The following is a 24,450-nucleotide window of genomic DNA, read 5'->3' on the forward strand; positions in this document are numbered from 1 at the left end:
CCATGACCGATGCAACTACTGAAGTGATGCCCAAGGGCGCCTTGGTCAAAGGTAAGCTCTCGCGGGATGACATCATTATGCGCGGAAGCATGATCGTAATCGGGCTCTATTTGCTTATCACGATGGTTTTCCCGCTTTATGCAATGTTGTCGAAGTCGTTCTCGACCTATCAATTCAACCTCGCCGCATACGAAGTGATGGTAAGCGACGAAACCGGCACCAACTTTTCGGAAGCCGAAACGCTGGCGGCGATTAACCAAGAGCTAAATCTCGTTGACAGCTCTGACCTCGGAGCGGGCTCGGACGGTCGTATGGGAGTGACACAGTTCTTCCCCGACTTCAGCTTCCGCAGTCCTGTTATCTATCGCATTCGAAGTGTGGATGAGAGCGGACGCTTCTTGATCGGATCGACCCTCGAAGAAGGTAACGATTGGGTTGAACTGGACTCCAACACCTTTCGCCGCGTTCAATTGCGGCCCGAGAAATCAACTGGGTTTGGGAACTTTGTTACTTATTTCTCAACACCTGCATTGTCGAACTCAATCAAGAATTCACTCTTCATCGCGACGATCAGCACAATTGTGACGGTGACGCTTGCGTTCTGGTTTGCTTATGCGCTGAACCGTTCCAAGATGCGCTTTAAGGGTGTGTTCCGGCTTATTGCGATGGCACCGATTTTGGTTCCGTCATTGCTCCCGGGGATCGCGCTGGTTTACCTTTTCGGTAATCAGGGTTTCTTGAAGGAGCTGCTGTTTGGTGCCAGTATTTATGGCCCGATTGGCATCGTCATTGGCTCGGTTTTCTTTACGTTTCCTCATGCGTTTTTGATCATTTCAACGGCGTTGGCGATTTCGGATGCGCGCCTCTATGAAGCGTCGATTTCGCTTAGGGCGACGCCGTGGCGCACTTTCTGGACGGTAACGATTCCGGGTGCGCGCTATGGGTTGGTTTCGGCGGCTTTCGTTGTGTTTAACCTTGTGATTACCGACTTTGGTCTGCCCAAGGTGATCGGTGGGCAGTACAACGTTCTGGCTGTCGATATCTATAAACAAGTCATTGGACAGCAGAACTTTGAGATGGGAGCTGTTGTCTCGGTCGTTCTGGTCTTGCCAGCCATACTCGCGTTTACCATTGATCGCTTTGTGCAGAGCAAGCAGGTCGCGCTTTTGTCCGCACGCTCCGTGCCATACGAGCCTTCTCCCAACAAACGTCTTGATACCGCGATGTTTGTCTATGCCTGTCTTGTGGGCGTGTTCATTGTTGGAATGCTGGCGGTTTGCCAGTTCGCGGCATTGGTTAAGTTCTGGCCCTATGATCTCAGCTTTAGTCTGAATAACTATCAGTTCAACCGCATGGATGGCGGTGGCTGGGCGGCTTATTTCAACTCGATTAAGCTCGGGCTTCTTACGGCTGTGGCGGGGACATGTGTCATTTTCTTTGGTGCCTATCTGGTTGAAAAGGCAAATGGATTTCATACAGGACGCTCGATCTTTCAGATGTTTGCGATGCTGCCGATGGCGATTCCAGGTATGGTGCTTGGCCTTGCGTATATCTTCTTTTTCAACAATCCCGCCAATCCGTTGCATGGCATTTACGGAACGATGACGATCCTTGTGATCTGTACGGTCACGCACTTTTATACGGTATCGCATCTGACAGCGACGACGGCGCTTCAGCAAATGGATCGAGAGTTTGAGGCCGTATCCGCATCGCTTAAGCAACCTACGCTCAAGTTGTTCGGTCGTGTAACGGTGCCTGTCTGCCTGCCTGCGATTTTGGATATTTCGATCTATCTGTTCGTGAATGCGATGACGACGGTATCGGCGGTGGTGTTCCTATATTCGCCCAAAACCGCGCTCGCATCGATTGCGGTTCTGAATATGGATGATGCTGGGGATATTGCGCCTGCGGCGGCGATGGGGATGATGATTTTCTATACCAATGCGGCCGCGCGGATATTCCATCTGATTGCGTCACGCGGCATTCTTCGTCGCACCCAAGCATGGCGAAACCGCTAGCAGGAGCAAAGGCGTGAGCGTTCAACCCCAAGCTCTGGCCGATCACAACCTTTTGGTTATTATGGCCGATCAGTTTCGCGCCGATCTACTTGACGGTAGATTGGCGCGTTACGTTCCGACGCCTCACATTGACGAACTGGCGGAGCAATCATTGGTGCTTGGCAATCATCACACGGTTGCGTTGCCCTGTGGTCCCGCGCGGGCAAGCTTCCTAACGGGACTTTACCCGCATCAGCATGGGGCAAAGCGCAATGGGCAAGCGCTTCATCTGGGAATTCCGAATTTGGCGACAGAGTTGCGCAAAATCGGAAGAGAGCCGTTGTTGTTCGGATATACCGACACACAGCCCAACCCAGAGGCTATGTTCGCAAACGACCCCGCGCATATGTCGATGAGCGCCCCGATGGAAGGGTTCACCGAAGTTGTCGAAATGCGAGAGGAGGCGTGGCGGTGGTTGGCATATCTGCGTGAGCAGGGCTATGATGTGCCAGACGCAAATACGCCGGAATTCAATCGGCTATACCGCCCGAAAAACGGAATGCTTGGCGGGCCCGCACTTTATGATGCGGAGCACAGCGATACCGCCTTCCTTACCAACGAAACAATCAAGGCACTGGATATTCGTAAAGCCGCGCCTTGGTCGGCGTTCGTTACTTATATACGGCCTCATCCCCCCTTTGTTGCGCCCGCGCCCTATCATGAGATGATCGACCCGCAAGCGCTCCCACAGCCCCTAGAGCCCTCAATGGCCCATCCGTTCTTTGATGTTGAGCGGAACTACCCATCAAGCAAGGATATGTTCTGGGGTTATGACGGATATAGCGACGGCCTCAGCGAGGATCAGATCGCGAAAATACGCGCGACCTATCTTGGGTTGGTTGCCGAACTCGATCACCACATTGGCCGCCTGATTTCGTGGCTGAAATCAAGCGGGCAATACGACAAGACAATTATCATGTTTACCGCGGACCACGGCGAGATGCTGGGCGATTTCGGTCTTTGGGGGAAGCTTGCGCCGTTCCCGCAGGCATCACATATCCCCTGTACTCTGCGCGTACCTGATATGGCTCCGAACCGCGTATCTCATTTGACGCAATCTATTGATATTTTCGCAGCGATTTTGAGGTTGATGGGAAAGGGCGAGCATCCTGAGTTTTCGGCCTCGCAAGAGGCGCGGGTTGAGTTCGAACTTGGTAATCCATCGCGGCCCACTCGATTTGAAGAGGCATGGAACGAGCCCGCAGAACGGCTGGGATGTACCGTGCGTCATACCGAAACCTCACGCGTGGCAGACTTTGGCGGGGTTGTCCCGCCAATGCATATGGACCCTCAAACGGGGGTGATTAAGGCGCAATCGGATGCGTGATTAATCTATCTGGTTTATCGCTGGCGGCGCAATCTCAAGAACCCCAAGCGCATCAAACCCACCAAGGATTGAGTCGACGGCAATCGTCGCAAGGATAATGCCCATCACACGGCTTATGATGCTGGCACCCGTATCGCCAATCACACGGTGCACAACGGTCGCCGCGAGTAAGAGCACTAGCGTCAACAGCAACACGACGAGCAACAGCCCCGCAGTGATCGCTTGGTGGGCAATCGAATTCGTGTGGTTATCCGTCAGGATGACAATTGCAAGCATCGCACCAGGGGACGCAATCGACGGGATCGCGAGCGGAAACACTGCGCTGGCAAGGTGGTTGCGCTCGGCCTCCACAATCTCGTTCACCGGCTTTGAATCGCCAAAAACCATTGTCATCGCAAATAAGAACAACACGATCCCACCTGCGATCTGAAAAGACCCGAGCCGCAGGCCCAGTGTCTCAAGAAGGAACTGCCCACCCACGAGAAACGCAAGCAACACCAGCGCGGCAATCGCAACCGCGCTTACGGCGAACCGACGGTGCAAGCTGCGCGGGACGGCCTGAACTGCGAACAGGAAAACAGGAATCGAGCCAACAGGGTCGATGACGACAAATAGTGTCACAAACTCTTTGGTGAGGGCCGTCCAATCCATTTCTGAGTCCTTAAGTGCATTAAATCGAATGTAAATATGCCCTACAATCGCACGTTGCGGCCTGTAATTACAGGGGCAATCGACATCATCCGGACGACTGAGCGTGCGTCGACCGCGGCAATCAAACACAACTCTTGATTAATAATGGTGCATCGGCAATCATCGGGTAAGTCGCGCGTGTCTACTTACCTCGGAGGAGTGTATGATTACGAAGTCGCCCGATGGCTCTGATGCATCATTACCGAGCAGGAGCCGCACAAAAGAGATTTGGATATTCCTATTGTTGGCCTTTGGAATTTGGCCAATTGTCGCTGTGGGCGTAGTCGGCGGATATGGGTTCATTGTCTGGATGCTGCAAATTTTGACTGGTCCTCCCGGACCGCCAACGCACTAGTATCCCATGCCAGCAACCGCCAGCATATCTCGTCGACAGTTCCTGAGAGGAGCACCCGAGCCGCCGCCGTTTCAGGCGCGACCGCCCGGGATGAGTGCGCAAACGATTGCGGCGTGTACGGGATGCGGCGATTGTGTCGAAAGTTGTACGCAGGATGTCTTGAGGCTGGGCGATGGCGTTGTGCGTCTCGCGGCAGAGAATGGCACCTGCACATTCTGCGGTGATTGCGCCGAAGCTTGCCCAGAGCCCGTTTTCGACGAACTGCGCGAAATGGCGCACATCGCACAGATTACCAATGATTGTTTTGTCGAAGCTGGCATCGCCTGCATGACGTGTAGGGATGTATGTCCCGAAATAGCGATCACCGTTCGCCCTCAGCTTGGGGGTATTTTTATGCCCATTCTGAACGCGGCGGACTGTACTGGATGCGGGGCCTGTGTAGCGCCATGTCCGGCGAACGCGATTACATTGATTTCTAAGGAGCAAACGGATGTCTGAATCCCGCTGGCATATTTCTTCTGCGGTTGTTTCTGCACTTCCTGAGGCACTCGCGGATGTCGCCGAACTTATTTCCCAGATGGAAGGCGTCGAAATACACGCTCAGGACGACAGCCGAATTATTGTGACAATTGAAGGCCAAAGCACAGGGATATTGGGCGACAGCCTGACCAGTATCAATCTACTGCCCGGTGTGCTGGCGGCGAATATGGTTTTTGAACACGCCGAGGATGCGGAGGAATTGCAATGAGCATAGATATTTCTAGACGCCAACTTCTAAAGGCCCAAGCAGCAGCGCTTGCGGCTACTAGTGCGGGAATTCCGATGTCTGCGGTGGCGCAGGCGGTGCCAGGCGGCATCGAGGCACTCAAGATTAAGTGGTCCAAGGCGCCCTGTCGTTTCTGTGGAACAGGGTGCGGCGTGATGGTCGGCGTGAAAGAGGGCAAAGTCGTTGCCACGCACGGCGACATGCAGCACGAGGTTAATCGTGGCCTCAACTGTGTTAAGGGATATTTCCTTTCGAAAATTATGTATGGCGAAGATCGGCTGACAACGCCGTTGATGCGCAAGAAAGACGGCGTGTTCGCAAAGGACGGCGAGTTTGAGCCCGTAAGCTGGGACGAGGCGTTCGATACAATGGCAGAGCGCGTGAAAAAGGTACTTGCCGAAAAGGGTCCCGAAAGCATCGGGATGTTTGGGTCGGGCCAGTGGACTGTTCTTGAAGGCTATGCCGCGACGAAACTGATGCGCGCCGGATTTAGGTCCAACAACCTCGACCCAAACGCGCGCCATTGTATGGCCTCGGCGGCTACGGCGTTTATGCGAACCTTCGGAATCGACGAGCCGATGGGGTGTTACGATGATTTCGAGCACGCCGACGCGTTCGTGCTCTGGGGTTCCAACATGGCCGAGATGCACCCGATTTTGTGGACGCGGCTCGCGGATCGGCGGCTTGGTACGCCCGGTGTGAAATGCGCCGTTCTCTCGACATATACGCATCGCTCGATGGATCTGGCCGATATTCCAATGGTGTTCAAGCCGGGCACGGACTTGGCCATTTTGAACTATATCGCCAATCACATTATCCAGTCAGGAAGCGTCAACGAGGAGTTCGTTGCCAATCATACGACATTCATGATGGGGCAAACGGATATCGGTTATGGTCTGCGCGATGAAAACCCGCTGCAGCAGGCTGCAACAGGGGCGGCGGATGCTGGCAAGATGACGCCAACGGATTTTGACAGTTTCAAAGCTTTTGTTGCGGATTATACTCTCGAGTATGTCAGCGAGCTTTCGGGTGTCGAGGCTGGCTTCCTTGAGGAATTAGCAGAAATCTACGCTGATCCCGACAAGAAGGTTATGTCACTGTGGACAATGGGCTTTAATCAGCACGTGCGCGGTGTTTGGGCCAACCAGATGGTTTATAATATCCATCTGCTGACGGGCAAAATTTCTGAGCCGGGGAACTCGCCGTTCTCGCTTACTGGGCAACCTTCGGCATGTGGAACCGCGCGCGAAGTGGGTACATTCGCCCACCGCTTGCCCGCAGACATGGTTGTAACCAATCCCGACCATGTGAAGCACGCAGAGGAAATCTGGCGGTTGCCAGAGGGCTTGCTGAATACAAAACCGGGTTTCCACGCGGTTCAGCAGGACCGTAAACTTAAGGACGGTGTGCTGAATTTCTACTGGATTCAGGTGAATAATAACCTTCAGGCCGCGCCGAATTCCTCGAACGAAACTTATTTAGGATACCGTAACCCAGATAACATGATCGTCGTTTCTGATGCGTATCCAACCGTCACGGCGATGGCCGCGGATATTATCCTACCGGCCGCGATGTGGGTTGAAAAAGAGGGCGTTTATGGCAACGCCGAGCGCCGCACGCATGCGTGGCATCAGCTCGTGGATGCGCCGGGCGACGCGCGCTCTGATCTATGGCAACTCGTGGAGTTCTCTAAGCGCTTTACCACTGACGAAGTATGGCCTGCGGAAATCCTTGATGCGAACCCCGAGTATCGCGGCAAGACGATCTATAACGTCGTGTACGCAAATGGCAGTGTCGATAAATTCCCGCTGACAGAAATTCGTGAAGACTACGAAAACCACGAAGCTGAGGATTTCGGCTTTTACCTTCAAAAGGGACTGTTTGAGGAATACGCAGAGTTCGGTCGCGGCCATGGTCACGACCTTGCGCCGTATGACACATATCAAAGCGACGAAGTGCGCGGCCTTCGCTGGCCGGTCGTTGACGGCGAAGAAACCCGATGGCGGTTCCGCGAAGGGTATGACCCCTATGTTGCCGAGGGCAAAGGAGTTGAGTTTTACGGCCGACCAGACGGGCGCGCGGTGATCCTAGGCGTTCCCTATGAGCCGCCAGCCGAAAGCCCTGACGATGAATTTAACATGTGGCTCGTTACGGGGCGGGTGCTGGAGCATTGGCATTCTGGCTCAATGACCATGCGCGTGCCAGAGCTTTACAAGGCCTTCCCCGGTGCGAAAGTGTTTATGAACGCGATCGACGCAAGGGAGCGCGGGCTTAATCAGGGAATGGAAGTTCGCGTGATTTCGCGGCGTGGCGAAATTCGCAGCCGCGTGGAAACACAAGGGCGCAACCGTATGCCCAAAGGCGTGATCTTTGTGCCGTGGTTCGATGCAAGCCAGCTCATCAATAAGGTAACGCTGGATGCAACCGACCCGATTTCCAAGCAGGCCGATTTCAAGAAATGTGCAGTCAAAATCGAGGCCGTATCATGAAACATCTTGCATTTATAACATCGATTGCCTGTGTCTCTGCGACGCTCGTGTTTGCGCAGTCCGTATCGGAACTGACGGGCCCGACACCTGACCCGATGGAGCCGATCCCAGCGGCGCCGCTTGAGCATTTTGTAACAGATGACGTGCGCCAGATGCGCGCCTATCCCGAACAGCCGCCTGTTATCCCTCACTCAATAGAGGGGTATCAGCTTTCGGTGAACGCTAACCGCTGCCTTTCGTGTCACAAGCGCGAAAACTCACTTGGGACTGGTGCGCCTATGATCTCGATTACGCACTATATGACACGGGATACACAGATGCTCGCGGATGTTTCGCCGCGTCGGTACTTCTGTACGCAATGCCATGTTCCCCAAGCGGATACAGCCGCACTGATCAATAATACGTTTACTGATATGTCCGAAATGGGCGCCGTTGGTGCGGGGAGCGAGTAGCATGCGCTGGATAACTAACGCGATAAAGTGGTTCTGGAGTATCCTTGCGACGCCAGCCGCCACACTGGGCCTTGGGTTTCTAACGCTCGGCGGTTTTGTGGGTGGGGTGATTTTCTGGGGCGCGTTTAATACGGCGCTTGAGTATACCAACACCGAAGAGTTCTGTGTTTCGTGCCACGAAATGCGGGACAACCTGTATGAAGAGCTTTCTCATACGGTGCACTTCTCAAATCGAACGGGCGTAAGGGCAGGGTGCCCAGATTGCCACGTGCCACATGAGTGGACATCCAAGATCGCGCGCAAGATGCAGGCCTCCAAAGAAGTCTGGGGCAAGATTTTTGGAACGATCGATACCCGCCAGAAGTTTCTTGATCATCGCCTGACATTGGCCAAACGGGAATGGACACGCCTCAAGGCGAACGACAGCTTGGAGTGCCGCCATTGTCATAGCCAAGTGGCAATGGACCTTTCGCGTCAAACGGTTCGCGCTGCTGAAGTCCACACACAGTACCTTCTGACGGGCGAGCGTACCTGCATCGACTGTCACAAGGGCATCGCGCATGAATTGCCGGACATGACCGGAATTGAACCGGGCTGGATTGTGCCTGAAGACCTTAAGGGCGAAGAGCTTCCTAAGCACGACGATGCAGATTCAGCGGCAATCCGGAGGTTCCTCGACGATATCAAGTCCAAAGGCTAGTTCGCGGAGCGCTACTCAATGCGTGACACGCTGCGGCGTTCATGGTCTGTTGTCAAAAACAGGTGACGAACGGACTCTCGATGGCGCAGACTTCTCTTCTCGATGGCGATTACGATTATATCATTGTGGGAGCGGGAACAGCCGGATGTGTCCTAGCCAATCGGCTGAGTGCGGACCCCAAGAACCGCGTTTTGTTGCTCGAGGCGGGCGGTTCGGACAACTATCATTGGGTTCATATCCCCGTCGGATATCTCTATTGCATCGGAAATCCTCGCACTGACTGGATGATGAAAACCGCGCCAGAGGACGGTCTGAATGGCCGAAGCCTTGTGTATCCTCGCGGTAAGGTTCTGGGCGGATGTAGTTCTGTTAACGGCATGATCTACATGCGTGGACAGTCTGCAGACTACGACCAGTGGCGTCAGATGGGGAATATTGGCTGGGGCTGGGACGACGTGCTGCCTTACTTCACGCGATCAGAAGACCACCACAACGGCGAGACGGAGCTTCATGGTGCGGGTGGCGAGTGGAAAGTTTCCAAGCAGCGATTGAAGTGGGATATTCTCAAGGCTGTCCAAGAGGGCGCAAAGGAATTCGGAGTGCATCCGCGCGCGGATTTCAACGATGGGAGTAACGAGGGAAGCGGCTTTTTCGAGGTGAACCAGAAAAACGGTGTGCGCTGGAATACTGCCAAAGGATTCCTTCGACCCGCCCAGAAGCGCCCGAATTTGCGCGTTTTGACCCATGCCGAAACCGAAACCCTGTTGTTGAACGGCAAGGAGGTGACGGGCGTTCGCTTCCGACATCAAGGGAAAACACACGAGGTGCGCGCCGCGCGCGAAGTTATCCTTGCAGCTGGTGCGATAAACTCGCCCAAGATTCTCGAGCTGTCAGGTATCGGCAATCCAGAGTTACTTCAGGGTTTGGGGATCGAAACGAAACTTGCTCAGCCAAATGTGGGCGAGAACCTTCAGGATCATTTACAGATCAGGACCGTATTTAAGGTGCGCGGTGCCAAGACATTAAATACGATGGCCAATAGTTTGCTTGGCAAGGCGAAAATCGCATTGCAATACGCATTGACGCAGGGTGGGCCAATGTCGATGGCGCCGAGTCAGTTCGGGATGTTTACGAAATCGGACCCCTCCTTGGAAATGCCCGATCTCGAGTATCACGTTCAGCCACTCTCGACCGACAAATTGGGAGACCCGCTGCATTCGTTCCCTGCGATTACGGTTTCGGTCTGTAACCTGCGCCCCGAGAGCGTTGGGGCGTGCCACATAGAATCCGCGGATTTGACTAAGCAGCCCGAGATCCGTTTGAACTACTTGTCGGCAGAGCGCGACAAGCGTGTTGCGGTTCAGTCGATCAAGCAGGCGCGTGAAATCATGACGGCAGAAGCGCTCAAGCCATATGCCCCCGAAGAGGTTCTTCCCGGCCCTGCGGCGCAAACGGATGAAGAGCTTCTTGCACAGGCGGGCAACATCGCGACGACCATTTTTCATCCCGTCGGGACATGCCGAATGGGTGTGGATGATGGCGCTGTGGTTGATCCGCAGTTGCGTGTGCGCGGACTGTCGGGGCTTCGGGTGGTTGATGCGTCGATCATGCCGCGGATTGTTTCGGGGAATACTGCTTCGCCAGTCATAATGATTGCCGAGAAAGCTGCGGAAATGATTCTGAGCGAATCAAACGCCTAGAGGCGGATTGTTCTAGGCGAGTATAGAATTCGCAAAGTGACGTGAGGTTCGGGTTACGCTGTTCTTTTGGCTTTTGTAATGGTACGATGATGTGCGGCCACATCCATCAATTATCGATGCCAGTATGCCCGAAATACCCAATTTTTAGGCATGAATCAGCAGCGAAGATGTCCTGTTTACTTTGGCCATAGGGGGCCGCGAGAATTGATTTTTGAAAGCGATTGCGTCCTTGGGCGTGAGTGGAGCTTTGATATTGATGTTTATGTGTGTGAGTGTATATTTTATCCAATGTAGTGCGCGGACGCATCTGGGAGGGGTGTTTCACTGCCCGTATCCACACTGTCGCACTTTCCAACAATCATGAGGGAGACAAAAATGAGATCGACATTTTTTGCGGCAAGCGCCGCGCTTGCGTTGTCTACGACAACTGCATTTGCCAGCTCGCTGGTATATTGCTCAGAGGGTTCGCCAGAAGGCTTTGACCCAGCGCTTTACACTGCGGGTACAACGTTTGATGCGTCCAGCCACCCGATCTATAACCGCCTGACACAGTTCAAAGTCGGCACAACAGAAGTTATCCCTGGTCTTGCAGAGAGCTGGGAAGTTTCCGAGGACGGCAAAACTGTAACGTTCAACCTTCGTAAGGGTGTTAAGTTCCACTCGAACTCCATGTTCACACCTACACGCGATTTCAACGCGGATGACGTGATCTTTAGCTTCAACCGCCAAGGTAAAGAAGACCACCCATATTACTCCGTTTCCGGCGGCACATGGGAATACTACGGCAGCATGTCGATGCCTGATCTCGTTGAAAGCATCGAGAAAGTGGACGACTATACAGTTGTATTTAACCTAACACGTCCAGAAGCACCGTTCATTGCTAACCTTGCAATGGATTTTGCGTCTATCGTTTCTGCCGAGTATGGCGATGCGATGCTCGAGGCTGGCACACCAGAGATGCTTAACCAAGCACCTATCGGTACTGGTCCATTCGTATTCCAAGCGTACCAAAAAGACGCAGTTGTTCGTTACGTTCGCAACGACGATTACTGGGGTGACAAAGCGAAATCCGAAGCTTTGATCTTTGCGATCACACCGGATGCAAGCGTGCGTTACCAGAAGGTACAAGCTGGCGAATGTCACATCATGGCATATCCCAACCCTGCTGACATCGAAGCAATGCAATCTGACGAGAACCTCGTTGTGATGGAGCAAGAAGGCCTGAACGTTGGCTACCTCGCGTACAACACAACAGTAGCGCCTTACGACAACCCGAAGGTTCGTAAAGCTCTGAACATGGCGATCGACAAACAAGGCATCATCGACGTTGTTTTCCAAGGTTCCGGCGAAATCGCCAAGAACCCGCTGCCACCAACTATGTGGAGCTATAACGACGCAATCGAAGACGATGCATACGATCCAGAAGCAGCAAAAGCGATGCTTGAAGAAGAAGGCATCACTGATCTGTCTATGAAAATCTGGGCGATGCCTGTTCAGCGTCCGTACAACCCGAACGCACGTCGTATGGCCGAGCTTATGCAAGCTGACTTCGCCAAAGTTGGCGTAGACGTCGAGATCGTATCCTACGAGTGGGGCGAGTATCTTTCGCGTTCCCGTGAGTTGGACCGTGACGGTGCGATCCTCTTGGGTTGGACTGGTGACAACGGCGATCCAGACAACTTCCTTGCGGTTCTTCTCGGCTGTGACGGTCGTGAAAACTCCAACCGTGCACAGTGGTGCCACGAGCCTTTCGAAGAGCTGATCCAACAAGCTAAGGTTCTGCCTACTCAGGAAGAGCGTGCGCCGCTTTACATGAAAGCTCAGGAAATCTTCAAAGAGCAAGCTCCTTGGGCAACAATCGCGCACTCGGTTGTTTACATGCCAATGCGTCCAGAAGTTGAAGGTTATGTTGTTCACCCACTCGGTGGCCACATCTTTGACCAAGTAAGCATTGCTGAATAAAAACTGACTAAGGGGGCGGCGCGTCTTGTGCCGTCTCCTTTTCTATTTCTAAACGTAGAGAGTAATATACGTGTCCCAAACGCTTTCCGCCCGATTATCTGAATATGCCGGCGTCGCTAGGAAACTAGGTGTCGATGCTGTTGCATTGGTCCCTGGCCCAAATTTTAACCGTGCGGTGGAGCACCCGTTCATGAGCCACGAACGCCCGTTCGTATTGGTCATCCCTGCGGATGGACCGGCGGCGGCTTTGGTTCCAAATCTCGAGCTGCGGAGCTGGGATTTGGTTGGGTTCGAAGGGGCCGTATTCGATTGGCGCGATCAGGACGGCTATGACGCCGCTTTTGCCGAACTTGTTGCACATCTAAAGATCTCCTCCCTTGCGGTTGAGGGGCAGGTGATGCGCGTGTTTGTCCACCATGCCTTGCGCAACGCGCAGCCGGATTTGAGGATAATAGATGGTGAAGCGGCAATCTCGGGATTGCGGATCATCAAGACAGAAAGCGACATCGCGGCACTAAAGGCCGCGATTGGCATATCAGAGCGGGCGCTTGCGCGTACGCTTGAGGGTGTGAAACTCGGCCAAACCGAGAAAGAAATTGAGAGTGCTCTTATCCAAGCTCTGTTCGCCGAAGGCGCAGAAGGGATGTCATTTGAGCCCATCGTTGCCGCGGGCGACGGATCGGCACGTCCACACGCCAAGGCGCGCGCAAACTACGCAGTTAAGGCAGGCGATGCACTCTTGTTGGATTTTGGTGCGTGTAAACATGGGTTTGCCGCCGATATCACACGAACCGTTTTCCTTGGACATGCGTCCGACGAAGGTCAGGACGTGTATGATACGGTGCTCCGTGCCAACCTTCGCGGCCATGAAATCACCCGTGCAGGCGTAACAGCGCACGAAATCGATGACGCCGTGACCTCGGTTCTTGAGGCATCGCCCTATGCGGATCGCATTCGCACCAAAACGGGCCACGGCTTGGGGCGTGATGTTCATGAAGCGCCATACATTATGCGCGGCAATCATGCCGTGCTCGAAGCGGGGACGGTTTATACCAATGAGCCGGGCCTCTATCAGATCGACAACTTCGGCGTTCGTATCGAAGATGACGTTCTTGTCACTGAGGATGGGTCGATTTCACTTACGACCTTCCCAACAGATTTGCAGGTACTCAAATGCTGAAATATTTTGCGTCCCGTCTGCTGACATTCATTCCGACGTTTATCGGCGTTACGCTGATTTCCTTTGCGTTTATTCGGGTGCTGCCCGGTGATCCCATCATTGTTATGGCGGGTGAACGCGGGCTGACTGATGAACGTTATGCTGAACTAAGCGAACAGTTCGGATTTAACCGTCCAATCCTTGAGCAGTACTGGGAATACCTCACGGGTGTTTTGCAGGGTGATCTTGGAAACTCCTTCGTCACCAAGCGGCCCGTCTGGGATGAGTTCTTCTCGTTGTTCCCAGCAACGCTTGAGCTCTCGATTTGTGCGATGATCTTTGCAGTGGCGCTTGGCCTTCCTGCAGGTGTGATCGCGGCCGTTAATCGAGGCAAGTTTTTTGACCGCGCGTTGATGTCCACAGCACTTGTCGGCTACTCGATGCCGATTTTCTGGTGGGCTTTGCTGCTTATTATCGTGTTCTCGGGAACACTTCAGTGGACGCCCGTTTCGGGGCGGATTGACCTGTTGTATTACTTCCCCGATCCGACCGGCTTTATGATTATCGACGCAATCAAATCAGGCCAAAGTGGCGCGCTCTCTTCTGCGCTTCGCCATCTGGTACTGCCGACGATTGTGTTGGGGACGATCCCGCTGGCGGTGATTGCACGTCAAACACGCTCTGCGATGCTTGAAGTTCTTGGCGAAGATTACATCCGCACCGCACGGGCCAAGGGCCTCAGTTCGGGGCGGGTCAATGGTGTCCACGCACTTCGGAATGCTTTGATCCCCGTTATCACGGTGATCGGTCTATCCGTCGGAACACTCTTGGCGGGTGCGATCCTGACCGAGACAATCTTTAGTTGGCCGGGTATCGGCAAGTGGATGGTGGATAGCATTTTCCGCCGTGACTATCCCGTCGTGCAGGGTGGCCTGCTTCTTATTGCTGTCATGGTGATGGTCGTGAACCTGACCGTTGATCTCATGTATGGCATCATTAACCCCAAGATCAGGAAGCGCTAATGTCTGAGAAACTTACATCCGAAGCCGCGCGTCCGGGGCAACTGCGAGAATTCTGGTACTATTTCCGAGAAAATCGTGGGGCTGTAATCGGGCTCTATATCTTCATCGCATTCGCGCTTTGTGCTGCATTTGCGCCGCTGTTGTCACCCTATGATCCGAGCGAGCAGTTTCGCGATCATATCCTTCAGCCGCCATTCTGGCAGGAGGGTGGTAGCTGGGCGTTCCCACTGGGCACGGACCCGTTGGGGCGTGATATGCTCTCGCGGCTTATTGAGGGCGCGCGCTATTCGTTCTTTGTTGGGATCGTAGTTGTAACCGTCGCCGCCAGTGGCGGAATTATCGTCGGCCTAATCGCAGGGTTTTCGCCGAAGTGGCTTGATACCATTATCATGCGTATCATGGATATCATCCTCGCGTTTCCATCCTTGCTGCTGGCGCTTGTGCTCGTGGCGATCCTTGGGCCATCGCTTACCAATGCGATGATCGCGATCGCGATTGTTCTGCAGCCTCACTATGTGCGCTTGACCCGTGCGAGTGTGATGTCAGAGCTTCAAAAGGATTATGTAACATCCGCGCGCACCGTTGGTGCAGGACTGTTTCGATTGATGTTCATCACGGTGCTCCCGAACTGCTTGGCGCCGATTATTGTTCAAGGGGCGCTTTCGTTCTCGACCGCTATTCTTGATGCGGCGGCGCTTGGCTTCCTTGGTATGGGCGCACAGCCACCGACGCCTGAGTGGGGAACAATGCTCGCCGAAGCGCGCGAATTTATCCTGCGTGCGTGGTGGGTCGTGACCTTCCCTGGACTCGCCATTCTGGTAACTGTTCTTGCCATCAATCTTATGGGTGACGGCCTGCGCGACGCGCTTGATCCGAAACTGAAAAGGAGCTGAGTTATGGCGCTATTAAGTATTCGTAATCTAAGCGTAAGTTTCGCCACCGCTTCGGGGCAGTTTCAGGCTGTGGACGGCATTGATCTTGACGTCGATAAGGGCGACCTCGTTGCTATTGTTGGCGAGAGTGGCTCTGGTAAGTCGGTATCAATGCTGGCGTTAATGGGGCTTCTTCCTTGGACGGCGACCGTTACGGCCGACCGTATGGAGTTTGATGGGAATGACCTAAAATCTCTGAGCCCCAAGGCCAAGCGCAAGATTATCGGCAAGGATCTCTCGATGATCTTCCAAGAGCCGATGTCCTCGCTTAACCCGTGCTTTACCGTTGGCTGGCAGATCAAAGAGGCGCTTCGTATGCACCTTGGGCTTGATCGCCGAGCGCGTCATGCGCGTGCAATCGAGCTGTTTGAGCAGGTGGGTATCCCCGCGCCAGAAAAGCGCCTCTCCGCGTTCCCTCACCAGCTTTCAGGCGGGATGAGCCAGCGTGTGATGATCGCCATGGCGATTGCGTGTCGGCCCAAGCTGTTGATCGCGGACGAGCCAACAACCGCGCTGGACGTGACGATTCAGGCGCAGATACTTGATCTGCTGACGTCGTTGCGTACCGAAACGGATATGGGCCTTGTTCTGATCACGCACGATATGGGCGTGGTGGCCGAAACCGCAGAGCGCGTGAGCGTTCAATACGCAGGCCAGAAAGTAGAGGAGCAGGCCGTTCTTGACCTCTTCCAGAAACCGCATCACCCGTATACTTCGGCGCTTCTTGATGCGCTTCCTGAGCGTGCAAAAGAGAAGTACCTACCGACGATTCCGGGCGTTGTACCGGGGCAATTCGACCGCCCTAAAGGGTGCCTGTTCTCGCCGCGCTGCAAGTTCGCAGATGACAAATGCCGCACAACCCCACCTGCGCCACAGGACGCAAGCCTTGGGGTTGCGCGGTGTCATTACCCTTTGAATATCGACAATAGGATTGCGTCATGAGTTCGCCAGTAATGTCCGCCAAGGGCCTTGCCCGACACTATGCCGTTGGGGGGAACCTTATCTCCAAGCCGCAAACGCTGCGCGCTGTTGCCGAGTTGAACTTCGATCTACGCGCGGGTGAAACGCTCGCCGTTGTGGGCGAGTCCGGTTGCGGTAAATCTACGCTTGCACGGATGCTGACCCTGATCGAGGAGCCCACGACGGGCAGTCTTATGTTGGATGGCAAAACGATCACCAAAGAGGACTGGCCCGATTATCGTTCCTATGTCCAGATGGTGTTTCAGGATCCGTACGGATCGCTTAATCCGCGTCAACGCATCAGCGCGATTTTGCAGGAACCTTTGGTTATCAACCGTCCTGAAATGTCTGCGGCTGAACGCGAAGCCAAGGCGCGCGAAATGTTGTCGTTGGTGGGGCTGCGCCCCGAGCATTTCGACCGCTATCCGCATATGTTCTCGGGCGGGCAGCGTCAGCGGATTGCTGTTGCTCGCGCGTTGATGCTTGAGCCGAAGGTGCTTGTTTTGGACGAGCCGGTATCGGCGCTGGACCTCTCAATTCAGAGCGCAATTCTGAACTTGCTCTTGGACCTTCAAGAGCGCCTGAACCTTGCGTACCTGTTTATCAGTCACGACCTGAGTGTGGTGCGGCACGTCGCGGATGAGGTGCTTGTGATGTACCTTGGACGTGCTGTTGAGAAGGGTAAGAAAGAAGAGATTTTCACGAACCCGCGTCACCCCTATACCAAAGCGCTGCTTTCCGCGACGCCGCAGGCGGACCCAACCGTCAAGAGCGAGCGTATCAAGCTTTCGGGTGAACTCCCGTCGCCGCTTGATGTGATTGACGGGTGTGCTTTCGCCCCTCGTTGCTGGCGTGCGGACGATACCTGCCGCGCAGCACGGCCAGATTTGAGTGGCGCACCGCATGAGGTGGCTTGCTATCATCCCGTCGGTGATGACGCCAAAGTATAGTTTGGCCCGAATAGAATAACTTCTTTTTGCGCCCCGCTTTAGCCTCTAAAGTGGGGTGTAATTTATGGAGATATTATCGTGACCAACCCGTTACCGCCCCTCGAAAAAATGATTGACCAAGCCCATGGGCGCGAACCGGCGGATATTGTCCTGCGCGGAGGACGCGTCTTTGACTTGGTAACAGGCGCGTTCCTTGTAGGGGATGTCGCGATCTGTGACGGGATAATCGTGGGCACTTGTGCGCAATATGAGGGGCGCGAGGTCATTGATGTTGCGGGCAAAACGCTTGTTCCGGGCTTTATTGATACGCATCTTCACATCGAAAGTTCCTGCGTTACGCCGTTTGAGTTCGATCGCTGTGTAAGCCCCAAGGGTGTGACGACCGCGATTTGCGATCCTCACGAGATTGCCAATGTCGCGGGTATCGAGGGGATCGAATATTTCCTTGCGGCCAGCGAGCATACCTTGATGGATATCAAAGTGCAGCTTTCAAGCTGTGTACCGTCAACCAATATGGAAACCGCTGGCGCGCATCTTAGGGCGGCGGACCTAGTGCCGTACATGGATCATCCGTCTGTAATTGGCCTTGCCGAGTTCATGAACTACCCCGGTGTTATCTACAAAGACCCAGAGGCAATGGAGAAACTCTCGGCCTTTCGCGGGCGGCATATCGACGGGCACGCTCCGCTTGTGCGAGGGATGGACCTCAATGCATATATCGCGGCAGGGATACGCACCGAGCACGAAGCAACGAGTGCCGAAGAGGCGCTTGAAAAACTTCAGAAGGGGATGCGCATCCTTATTCGGGAAGGTTCCGTTTCCAAAGACCTCGCGGCCCTGACGCCTCTGATTACCGAGCGCAACTCACCGTATATTTGCCTCTGCACAGATGATCGCAATCCTCTGGATATCGCCGAGCACGGGCACCTTGATTATATGATCCGCACGGCAATTGCATCAGGGGCAGAGCCATTGGCCGTCTATCGCGCCGCAAGCCTCTCTGCGGCGGAGGCGTTTGGTCTTAAGGATCGCGGTTTGATCGCGCCGGGGAAACGCGCCGACATTGTTGTGCTTGACGATCTGGCCGATTGTCGCGCGGCGATGGTACTTAGCGGCGGTAAGGTCGTTGGCGACGCGGCCTTCGCCGCAAGAGGTTCCGTTGAGCCTGTTGCGCGTCAATCGATAAAAGCACCCGCTATCACCGCCCGATCCTTTAGAACGGCCGGAAACCGAGTTGAAACCCCCGTTATTGGAATCCTTCCTGGCAAGATTATCACCGAATATCTGACCGAAGATATCACGCCCGAGAACGGAGATAAGCAGCCTAACACATCAAGGGATTTGGTGAAAATCGCAGTGATCGAGCGCCACGGCAAGAACGGCAATATCGCCACGGGGTTTGTGCGTGGATTTGGACTTGAGGGCGGGGCTATCGCATCGACGGTTTGCCATGATCATCACAACATTGCAGTTGTGGGCGTCGATTATGACGATATGGCCCTTGCGGCGAACCGTCTTAAGGAGATTGAGGGCGGCTTCGTCGTTACCAAAGGCGGGCGCGTTTTGGCTGAGTTGGCGCTTCCTATCGCTGGCCTGATGAGCCTGAAGCCATTTGAAGAAGTGCAGGCGGATCTTGTGAAGCTGCGCAGCGCGGCGAAAGGGCTCGGCGTTGAACTGGAAGAGCCATTTCTTCAGCTCGCATTCTTGGCGTTGCCCGTGATACCGCACCTCAAGATTACCGATCATGGCATGGTCGACGTGGACCGATTTGAGGTGATTTCTTAGGTTGCGTGGCTGTTGGCCCTCAACGAATTGAGCAAAGTTTGCTTGGAAGTCGCAAGATGGGTCTTGGCCGCGGCAAGGGCACGGTCAGGATCGCGGCTGCGCAAGGCTTCGATATAGTTCAGATGCTCACGTATGGCGCTTTCGTTTCTGAGGCGCTCGTCGGATTTATTCCATTGAAAATGATAGTGGAAAATAAGCGATATAACCTTCTGAAACTCCTTAACAAAACGATTGGTGACAATGCCGTTGATCGTTTCATGGAATGTCTCATCCAGTTTCGAGAAATCGTGATAGTCCTCGTCAATCTTGTCCAGAAGGGCAAGGTGCTGACGCTCTAGCTCGTCAAGTTTGGCCCAGATTTCATGATCAGGAGCAAGCGCCACAAGATGCCGTACCGAATTTAGCTCAAGAACTGTCCGAAAATCCGAAAGCTCCAACGCATAGTCCGTGGTGAACCCATGCAAGACCCATCCGCCACGCGGGCGGCGGGTAACAATACCGACGCGACTAAGCGAGGCAAAGAACTCTTGCAACGTATGGGGCGCGACCGAGAAATCCTTGGACAATTGCGCCACGTTCAGTGCGGTTCCGGGGGGAACATCCATGCGTAACACCCAGTCAAGGAAGCGCTCCTCTAGCTCTTCGATATTAAGCAAAGGTGCTGGCATCTCCATCGCGTCCGATGGGCGGGTGCATCGCACGACCGTTTTGTCGCGACCGTCAAGTGTGATGATCCCCGCGAGCTCAAGCTGAGCAAGGACGCTGCGCACGACGGTGCGGCTGACGCCCAGCTCAGTCGCAAGCATGTTCTCGGACGGGAGGGTGCCGCCTATTTCCGAACAATCACAAAGGGATAGCGCTTGGTTATACGCTTCGATGAAGCGCGTGTTTGTACGTGCCATGAGTGCCATCCTCCTTGTGATCTGAAAGTACTCTAGCTGTTTTTTACGTAATGTACAAAAATAATTAAAAACAATTGACCTCGGCAAGGGGCGTCAATACGGTTTATTATTATTAAAGCCAGAGGTGGGCTTTTGAAGGGAAGAGAATATGTCAGATACGCAGGTGGGAACAACAAAACGGCTCATGCCCAAAGGGGCGGCGCTCCACAAATTGTCGGCGGTTATCACGCTGGTTTTGCTGGTGGTTGTGTTTTCATTTATGAGCCCTGCGTTCTTTTCGGTGAATAATGGCCTTACGATTTTGCTGCAAACTGCGGTGATCGGTTTGTTGGCGATTGGGATGACGCTTGTCATCATTACGGGTGGCATTGATCTGAGCGTGGGTTCTGTGCTTGCGCTTTCTGGCGTCGTCGCGGGGCTCGTTATCAAGGCTGGTATGCCTGTTGTTCCTGCGATGGCGCTGGGAATTGTTACCGGTGGTTTATGTGGGTTTGTGAACGGTCTGGTCATTACCAAGATGCGGATTACGCCTTTTGTGGCGACCTTGGGAATGATGATGATCGCACGCGGGGTTGCCTTGCAGCTAACTGGTGCAGCACCGATCAGCCGCCTTGGCGAAGCATTCGGCAAGCTGGGAAATGGTTCGTTCTTTCGCGTTGTCGAGATGCAGGCGAACGGCTTTCCGAAGGTCATTTTTCCCGGCATTCCTTATCCTGCGGTGTTGCTATTGGTAATGGCGCTTTTGGGGGGATACCTGCTTCAGCGCCGCCAGATCGGGCGGCATATTTTCTCGGTTGGTTCTAACGAAGAAGCCGCGCGCCTTTCGGGTGTGAACGTCGCGCGTACGAAAATCTGGGCCTATTCGGCGTCCGGAGCGCTGGCAGGGTTGGCTGGCATGGTGCTGATGTCGCGTCTTGTGACAGTACAGCCAAATGAAGGCGTCATGTACGAACTCGACGCAATCGCAGCATCGGTAATCGGCGGCGCATCCCTCATGGGCGGGGTCGGTAGCATCTCGGGAAGTATGATCGGCGCGTTTATTATCGGAGTCTTGCGCAACGGTTTGAATATGGCTGGCACCTCTGCGTTCATCCAGCAAATCATTATCGGCATCGTGGTGATTGGTGCCGTCTACGTGGATCAAATCCGCAACCGAAACTGAACCATAAATGAAAACTAAATCTTCATAAGGGAGGAAACCATGAAGAAAACACTAACGACTGCACTTGCCACTGGTGTTCTTGCACTGTCCGCGTCGATCGCATCTGCGGGCGAGATCGCGGTGATCGTCAAGACGACGAACTCGAATTTCTGGCAGAACGTAAACAAAGGCGCGACAGCGGCAATCGAAGGGCAGAGCGAGCATACTTTGTCTTTCAACGGGCCTGCTTCTGAGTCTGCTGTTGCAGATCAGGTGTCGCTTGTTGAGAACGCGATTAACCGTGGCGTTTCGGCGATTGTTCTGGCGCCTTCGGACCCAGAAGCGCTGGCACCCGTGGTGAAGCGTGCATTTGAATCGGGCATTCCTGTTGCGATTATAGACAGCGGATTGGCCGAAGGGAGCGAGCAGTATTACCAAACGTTCCTTTCCACGGATAACTGCGCAGCAGGCGAACAAGCTGCTCAGTTGATGATCGATAATGCGGGTAGCACGGGCAAAGTTGCGGTCATGTCGTATGTTGCTGGTGTTGGTTCCGAAATTGGTCGTGTCGGGTGTTTTGTTGACTACATTGATGCGAACTCTGACATCGAGATCGTTGGCCCACTTTACTCGCAATCGCAAATGGCAACTGCGTTGAACCAGACAACTGATACGCTTGCCGCAAATGGTGATCTGGTTGGTATATTTGGTGCGAACGAGCCAACAGCGATTGGCATGGGCCGCGCGATTGAGCAAGCTGGCAAGGCCGGTCAACTGACCGCGATTGGTTTTGATGGCAACGCCGACTTGCAGGATATGGTCAAGAGTGGCACGCTGCTTGCGACGGCTGTGCAGGGTTCGTTCCAGATGGGTGAGCTAGGCGTTAATGCTGTGATCGACATTCTGGCGGGCAACGAAGTCGAAGACTTTATCGACACAGGCGTGATTATGGTCACTAAAGAGAACATCGACGCTCCCGAAGCACAAAACGTTCTATACTAAATGTGCGTTGGCCAGCGGAAGTGTATTCGCTGGCCATAACAACACTTGCCTACAGGAATTTCCATGCTCGACTCCGAACAATCGCGGACACCACTGGTTGAGATGTCTGATATCTACAAGCGCTTTGGCGGTATTCATGCTGTTGAAGGCGTTTCCACCGATCTCTATCCGGGGGAGGTCGTCGGGGTGCTTGGCCATAACGGTGCGGGCAAGTCATGCCTGATGCGTATCCTGTCAGGAGCGATGAAAGCGAACGAGGGGACGATCCGTGTAAACGGTGAATTGGCGGATTTACAGACTCCGCAAGACGCCAAAAAATACGGTATCGAAACGATCTATCAGAACTTGGCACTGGCAAATCATCTGGATGCTGCGGCGAACCTATTTCTTGGACGTGAGTTAAAGACGAGGTTCGGTAACCTCGACGAGGCCCGAATGCACGCCGAAACAAAGGACGCGCTGCGCCAACTTAACCCCAACTTCAAAAACCTGAAGGACCCTGTTGCCAAACTTTCGGGCGGGCAGCGTCAGGTCATTGCGATTGCGCGTGCGATTTATTTTCAGGCCAAAGTTCTGATCATGGATGAGCCCACAGCGGCGCTTGGCCCATCGGAAACCGCCATGGTTGCGGACCTTACGCGGCGCCTCAAGGCGGAGGGAATTGGGATTTTTCTGATCAGTCATGATATGCATGACGTGTTCGAACTTTGTGATCGTGTGATGGTCATGAATAAAGGGCGCAATGTCGGGGCGTTCAAAATCGAAGACGTCAACAAGGATGATATTCTCAGCCTTATCATCAAAGGCAGTTTGCCGGATGATTGGGCGCCACGGGGGCCGAGTAAATGAGCGCGAAAACCATGAACGTTGGGGTTGTCATCGAGCCGGGACAATTCGCAATTGAGCAGCGACCGTTGCCATCAGATATCCCCGAGGGTTGGGTGCTAATTGATATCTGCGCGGTCGGGATGTGCGGCACGGACTATCACATTCTTGAGGGCAAGCATCCATTTCTTGCCTACCCGCGCGTCATTGGCCACGAGCTTTGCGGGCGTGTTACGCGTGAGGCCGAGGGGTGGAACGCGGGTGATCTCGTCGTTGTGAACCCCTATTTGGCATGTGGCTCCTGTCGGGCGTGTGAGCGCGGCAAGCCGAACTGTTGCTATCAGATCGAGGTTCTTGGTGTGCATCGCGATGGTGGGCTGGCTGCCCAGTTGGCGGTGCCTGCGGGCAATCTTTATCCTGCTGATGGATTGACGCCGTTACAGGCCGCAATGACCGAGTTCCTTGCGATTGGTGCGCATGCGGTGCGGCGCTCAGAGGTGGGCGAGGGGGATCGCGTTTTGGTGACGGGAGTGGGCCCGATTGGGATCGGTACGGCGCTATTCGCACGCCTGAAGGGAGCAGAGGTTGACCTACTCGATTTAAGCGAAGCGCGGCTCGATATGGCGGCGAGAAAGTTCGGCTTGGAGGTTGGTCATACCTCGGTAGATGCCGCGCTCTCCGCAACGGGTGGTGACGGCTATGATGTACTGTTTGATGCCACGGGGCATGGAGGTGCCATAGAGGCAGGTTTCAAGGCTGTCGCGCATGGCGGGTCTTACGTACTTGTGAGCGTGGTAAAGGACGATATTACCTTCAGCGATCCCGAATTCCACAAGCGAGAGATGCGCTTAATCGGGAGCCGTAATGCGTTAAAGTCTGATTTTGATTGTGTTATGGAGGCATTCCGCAACGGGTTGATAGATGCGGAGGCGCTGTGCTCTAGCGTGCTTTCACTTGAGGAACTGTCGCAGCAATTCGGCGATCTTGCATCGGATCGAGCGGACCTGATTAAGGTTATTGTTGAGCTTAAAGGCTAGCCGCTTTGAGCTTCCGCGTTTCGCTGATGGTTGGTCGCTTGCAAGAACTCGGCATTTGCAAAGTGGAAAACTCAATTTTTGCAAACTGAGAAATGGCCGCACATCAGGCGATGGCAAAACGCATAATACTAGTCGTTTAGGGCGCATTACTTAAGTAGTGAATACTCAACTTCACAAACAAAAACAGCCGAAACGCATGTGCGCTTCGGCTGTTTGATCCTTAGGGCGTCAGGCCCT

General features: G+C 54.1%; 22 protein-coding genes. 20 read left to right on the top strand and 2 right to left on the bottom strand.

Going from position 1 to position 24,450, the window contains the following annotated elements; all coding sequences use genetic code 11:
* Nucleotides 1-2: 2 nt before the first annotated feature.
* Nucleotides 3-2,018 carry a putative 2-aminoethylphosphonate ABC transporter permease subunit gene (locus ACFE33_RS06080; protein ID WP_380058104.1) on the top strand — a complete coding sequence of 672 codons (2,016 nt, stop codon included), beginning with the start codon at nucleotides 3-5 and terminating at the stop codon, nucleotides 2,016-2,018.
* A gap of 13 nt (nucleotides 2,019-2,031) precedes the next feature.
* Nucleotides 2,032-3,384 carry a sulfatase-like hydrolase/transferase gene (locus tag ACFE33_RS06085; protein WP_380058106.1) on the top strand — a complete coding sequence of 451 codons (1,353 nt, stop codon included), beginning with the start codon at nucleotides 2,032-2,034 and terminating at the stop codon, nucleotides 3,382-3,384.
* Here the strand turns inward: ACFE33_RS06085 and ACFE33_RS06090 are convergent, their stop codons facing one another.
* Nucleotides 3,385-4,035, bottom strand: a complete 651-nt coding sequence (locus ACFE33_RS06090) for a MarC family protein (protein ID WP_380058108.1) — start codon at nucleotides 4,033-4,035, stop codon at nucleotides 3,385-3,387.
* 202 nt (nucleotides 4,036-4,237) lie between these two features.
* Here ACFE33_RS06090 and napE point away from each other — a divergent pair, with 202 nt between their 5' ends.
* The 14 genes from napE to ade all read left to right on the top strand — a co-directional run bounded on the left by napE (nucleotide 4,238) and on the right by ade (nucleotide 19,306).
* Nucleotides 4,238-4,429: a periplasmic nitrate reductase, NapE protein gene (napE, locus tag ACFE33_RS06095; RefSeq protein WP_380058110.1), complete on the top strand. Its 192-nt coding sequence runs from the start codon at nucleotides 4,238-4,240 to the stop codon at nucleotides 4,427-4,429.
* A gap of 90 nt (nucleotides 4,430-4,519) precedes the next feature.
* Nucleotides 4,520-4,927, top strand: a complete 408-nt coding sequence (locus tag ACFE33_RS06100) for a ferredoxin-type protein NapF (RefSeq protein ID WP_380058112.1) — start codon at nucleotides 4,520-4,522, stop codon at nucleotides 4,925-4,927.
* On the top strand, nucleotides 4,920-5,177 hold the full coding sequence (locus ACFE33_RS06105) for a chaperone NapD (protein ID WP_380058114.1): 258 nt from the start codon (nucleotides 4,920-4,922) through the stop codon (nucleotides 5,175-5,177). The genes ACFE33_RS06100 and ACFE33_RS06105 overlap by 8 nt, the downstream gene beginning before the upstream one ends.
* Nucleotides 5,174-7,684, top strand: a complete 2,511-nt coding sequence (napA, locus tag ACFE33_RS06110; RefSeq protein WP_380058115.1) for a periplasmic nitrate reductase subunit alpha — start codon at nucleotides 5,174-5,176, stop codon at nucleotides 7,682-7,684. Before ACFE33_RS06105 ends, napA begins: the two co-directional genes overlap by 4 nt.
* The gene (locus ACFE33_RS06115; protein ID WP_380058117.1) at nucleotides 7,681-8,136 is read left to right on the top strand and encodes a nitrate reductase cytochrome c-type subunit; all 456 of its coding nucleotides are present in this window, start codon (nucleotides 7,681-7,683) and stop codon (nucleotides 8,134-8,136) included. The genes napA and ACFE33_RS06115 overlap by 4 nt, the downstream gene beginning before the upstream one ends.
* Before the next feature lies 1 nt (nucleotide 8,137).
* Nucleotides 8,138-8,836 (top strand): NapC/NirT family cytochrome c, encoded by a 699-nt coding sequence (locus ACFE33_RS06120; RefSeq protein ID WP_380058119.1) that lies wholly within the window; start codon nucleotides 8,138-8,140, stop codon nucleotides 8,834-8,836.
* An 80-nt stretch (nucleotides 8,837-8,916) separates the two neighbouring features.
* Nucleotides 8,917-10,536, top strand: coding sequence for a GMC family oxidoreductase (locus ACFE33_RS06125; RefSeq protein ID WP_380058121.1), 1,620 nt, complete (start codon nucleotides 8,917-8,919; stop codon nucleotides 10,534-10,536).
* Between the two features lie 375 nt (nucleotides 10,537-10,911).
* Nucleotides 10,912-12,498, top strand: coding sequence for an ABC transporter substrate-binding protein (locus ACFE33_RS06130; RefSeq protein ID WP_380058123.1), 1,587 nt, complete (start codon nucleotides 10,912-10,914; stop codon nucleotides 12,496-12,498).
* Between the two features lie 70 nt (nucleotides 12,499-12,568).
* Entirely contained in the window at nucleotides 12,569-13,678 is a 1,110-nt protein-coding gene (locus ACFE33_RS06135) for a M24 family metallopeptidase (RefSeq protein ID WP_380058125.1), read from the top strand.
* Nucleotides 13,672-14,679: an ABC transporter permease subunit gene (locus tag ACFE33_RS06140; protein ID WP_380058127.1), complete on the top strand. Its 1,008-nt coding sequence runs from the start codon at nucleotides 13,672-13,674 to the stop codon at nucleotides 14,677-14,679. Before ACFE33_RS06135 ends, ACFE33_RS06140 begins: the two co-directional genes overlap by 7 nt.
* Nucleotides 14,679-15,572: an ABC transporter permease subunit gene (locus tag ACFE33_RS06145; protein WP_380058129.1), complete on the top strand. Its 894-nt coding sequence runs from the start codon at nucleotides 14,679-14,681 to the stop codon at nucleotides 15,570-15,572. The genes ACFE33_RS06140 and ACFE33_RS06145 overlap by 1 nt, the downstream gene beginning before the upstream one ends.
* A 3-nt stretch (nucleotides 15,573-15,575) precedes the next feature.
* Nucleotides 15,576-16,553 carry an ABC transporter ATP-binding protein gene (locus tag ACFE33_RS06150; RefSeq protein ID WP_380058131.1) on the top strand — a complete coding sequence of 326 codons (978 nt, stop codon included), beginning with the start codon at nucleotides 15,576-15,578 and terminating at the stop codon, nucleotides 16,551-16,553.
* Complete coding sequence (locus ACFE33_RS06155; protein ID WP_380058133.1) at nucleotides 16,550-17,521, top strand: ABC transporter ATP-binding protein; 972 nt, start codon at nucleotides 16,550-16,552, stop codon at nucleotides 17,519-17,521. Before ACFE33_RS06150 ends, ACFE33_RS06155 begins: the two co-directional genes overlap by 4 nt.
* Before the next feature lie 108 nt (nucleotides 17,522-17,629).
* A complete protein-coding gene (ade, locus tag ACFE33_RS06160; protein ID WP_380058664.1) occupies nucleotides 17,630-19,306 on the top strand; it encodes an adenine deaminase in 1,677 nt (558 codons plus the stop codon).
* Here ade and ACFE33_RS06165 read toward each other — a convergent pair.
* Nucleotides 19,303-20,208, bottom strand: coding sequence for a GntR family transcriptional regulator (locus ACFE33_RS06165; protein WP_380058135.1), 906 nt, complete (start codon nucleotides 20,206-20,208; stop codon nucleotides 19,303-19,305). The two genes, ade and ACFE33_RS06165, sit on opposite strands and share 4 nt — an antisense overlap.
* A 148-nt stretch (nucleotides 20,209-20,356) precedes the next feature.
* Between ACFE33_RS06165 and ACFE33_RS06170 the strand changes: the two genes are divergently transcribed.
* From ACFE33_RS06170 to ACFE33_RS06185, 4 genes are all read left to right on the top strand, one after another.
* Entirely contained in the window at nucleotides 20,357-21,370 is a 1,014-nt protein-coding gene (locus ACFE33_RS06170; RefSeq protein WP_380058136.1) for an ABC transporter permease, read from the top strand.
* Nucleotides 21,371-21,409: 39 nt separating this feature from the next.
* Nucleotides 21,410-22,351 carry an ABC transporter substrate-binding protein gene (locus tag ACFE33_RS06175; RefSeq protein ID WP_380058138.1) on the top strand — a complete coding sequence of 314 codons (942 nt, stop codon included), beginning with the start codon at nucleotides 21,410-21,412 and terminating at the stop codon, nucleotides 22,349-22,351.
* Between the two features lie 63 nt (nucleotides 22,352-22,414).
* Nucleotides 22,415-23,200 carry an ATP-binding cassette domain-containing protein gene (locus tag ACFE33_RS06180; protein ID WP_380058140.1) on the top strand — a complete coding sequence of 262 codons (786 nt, stop codon included), beginning with the start codon at nucleotides 22,415-22,417 and terminating at the stop codon, nucleotides 23,198-23,200.
* Nucleotides 23,197-24,213, top strand: a complete 1,017-nt coding sequence (locus ACFE33_RS06185) for a zinc-binding alcohol dehydrogenase family protein (RefSeq protein WP_380058142.1) — start codon at nucleotides 23,197-23,199, stop codon at nucleotides 24,211-24,213. The genes ACFE33_RS06180 and ACFE33_RS06185 overlap by 4 nt, the downstream gene beginning before the upstream one ends.
* The last annotated feature ends 237 nt before the right edge of the window (nucleotides 24,214-24,450 follow it).

Source organism: Falsihalocynthiibacter sp. SS001 (assembly GCF_042445055.1).
Classification (GTDB): Bacteria; Pseudomonadota; Alphaproteobacteria; order Rhodobacterales; family Rhodobacteraceae; genus Falsihalocynthiibacter.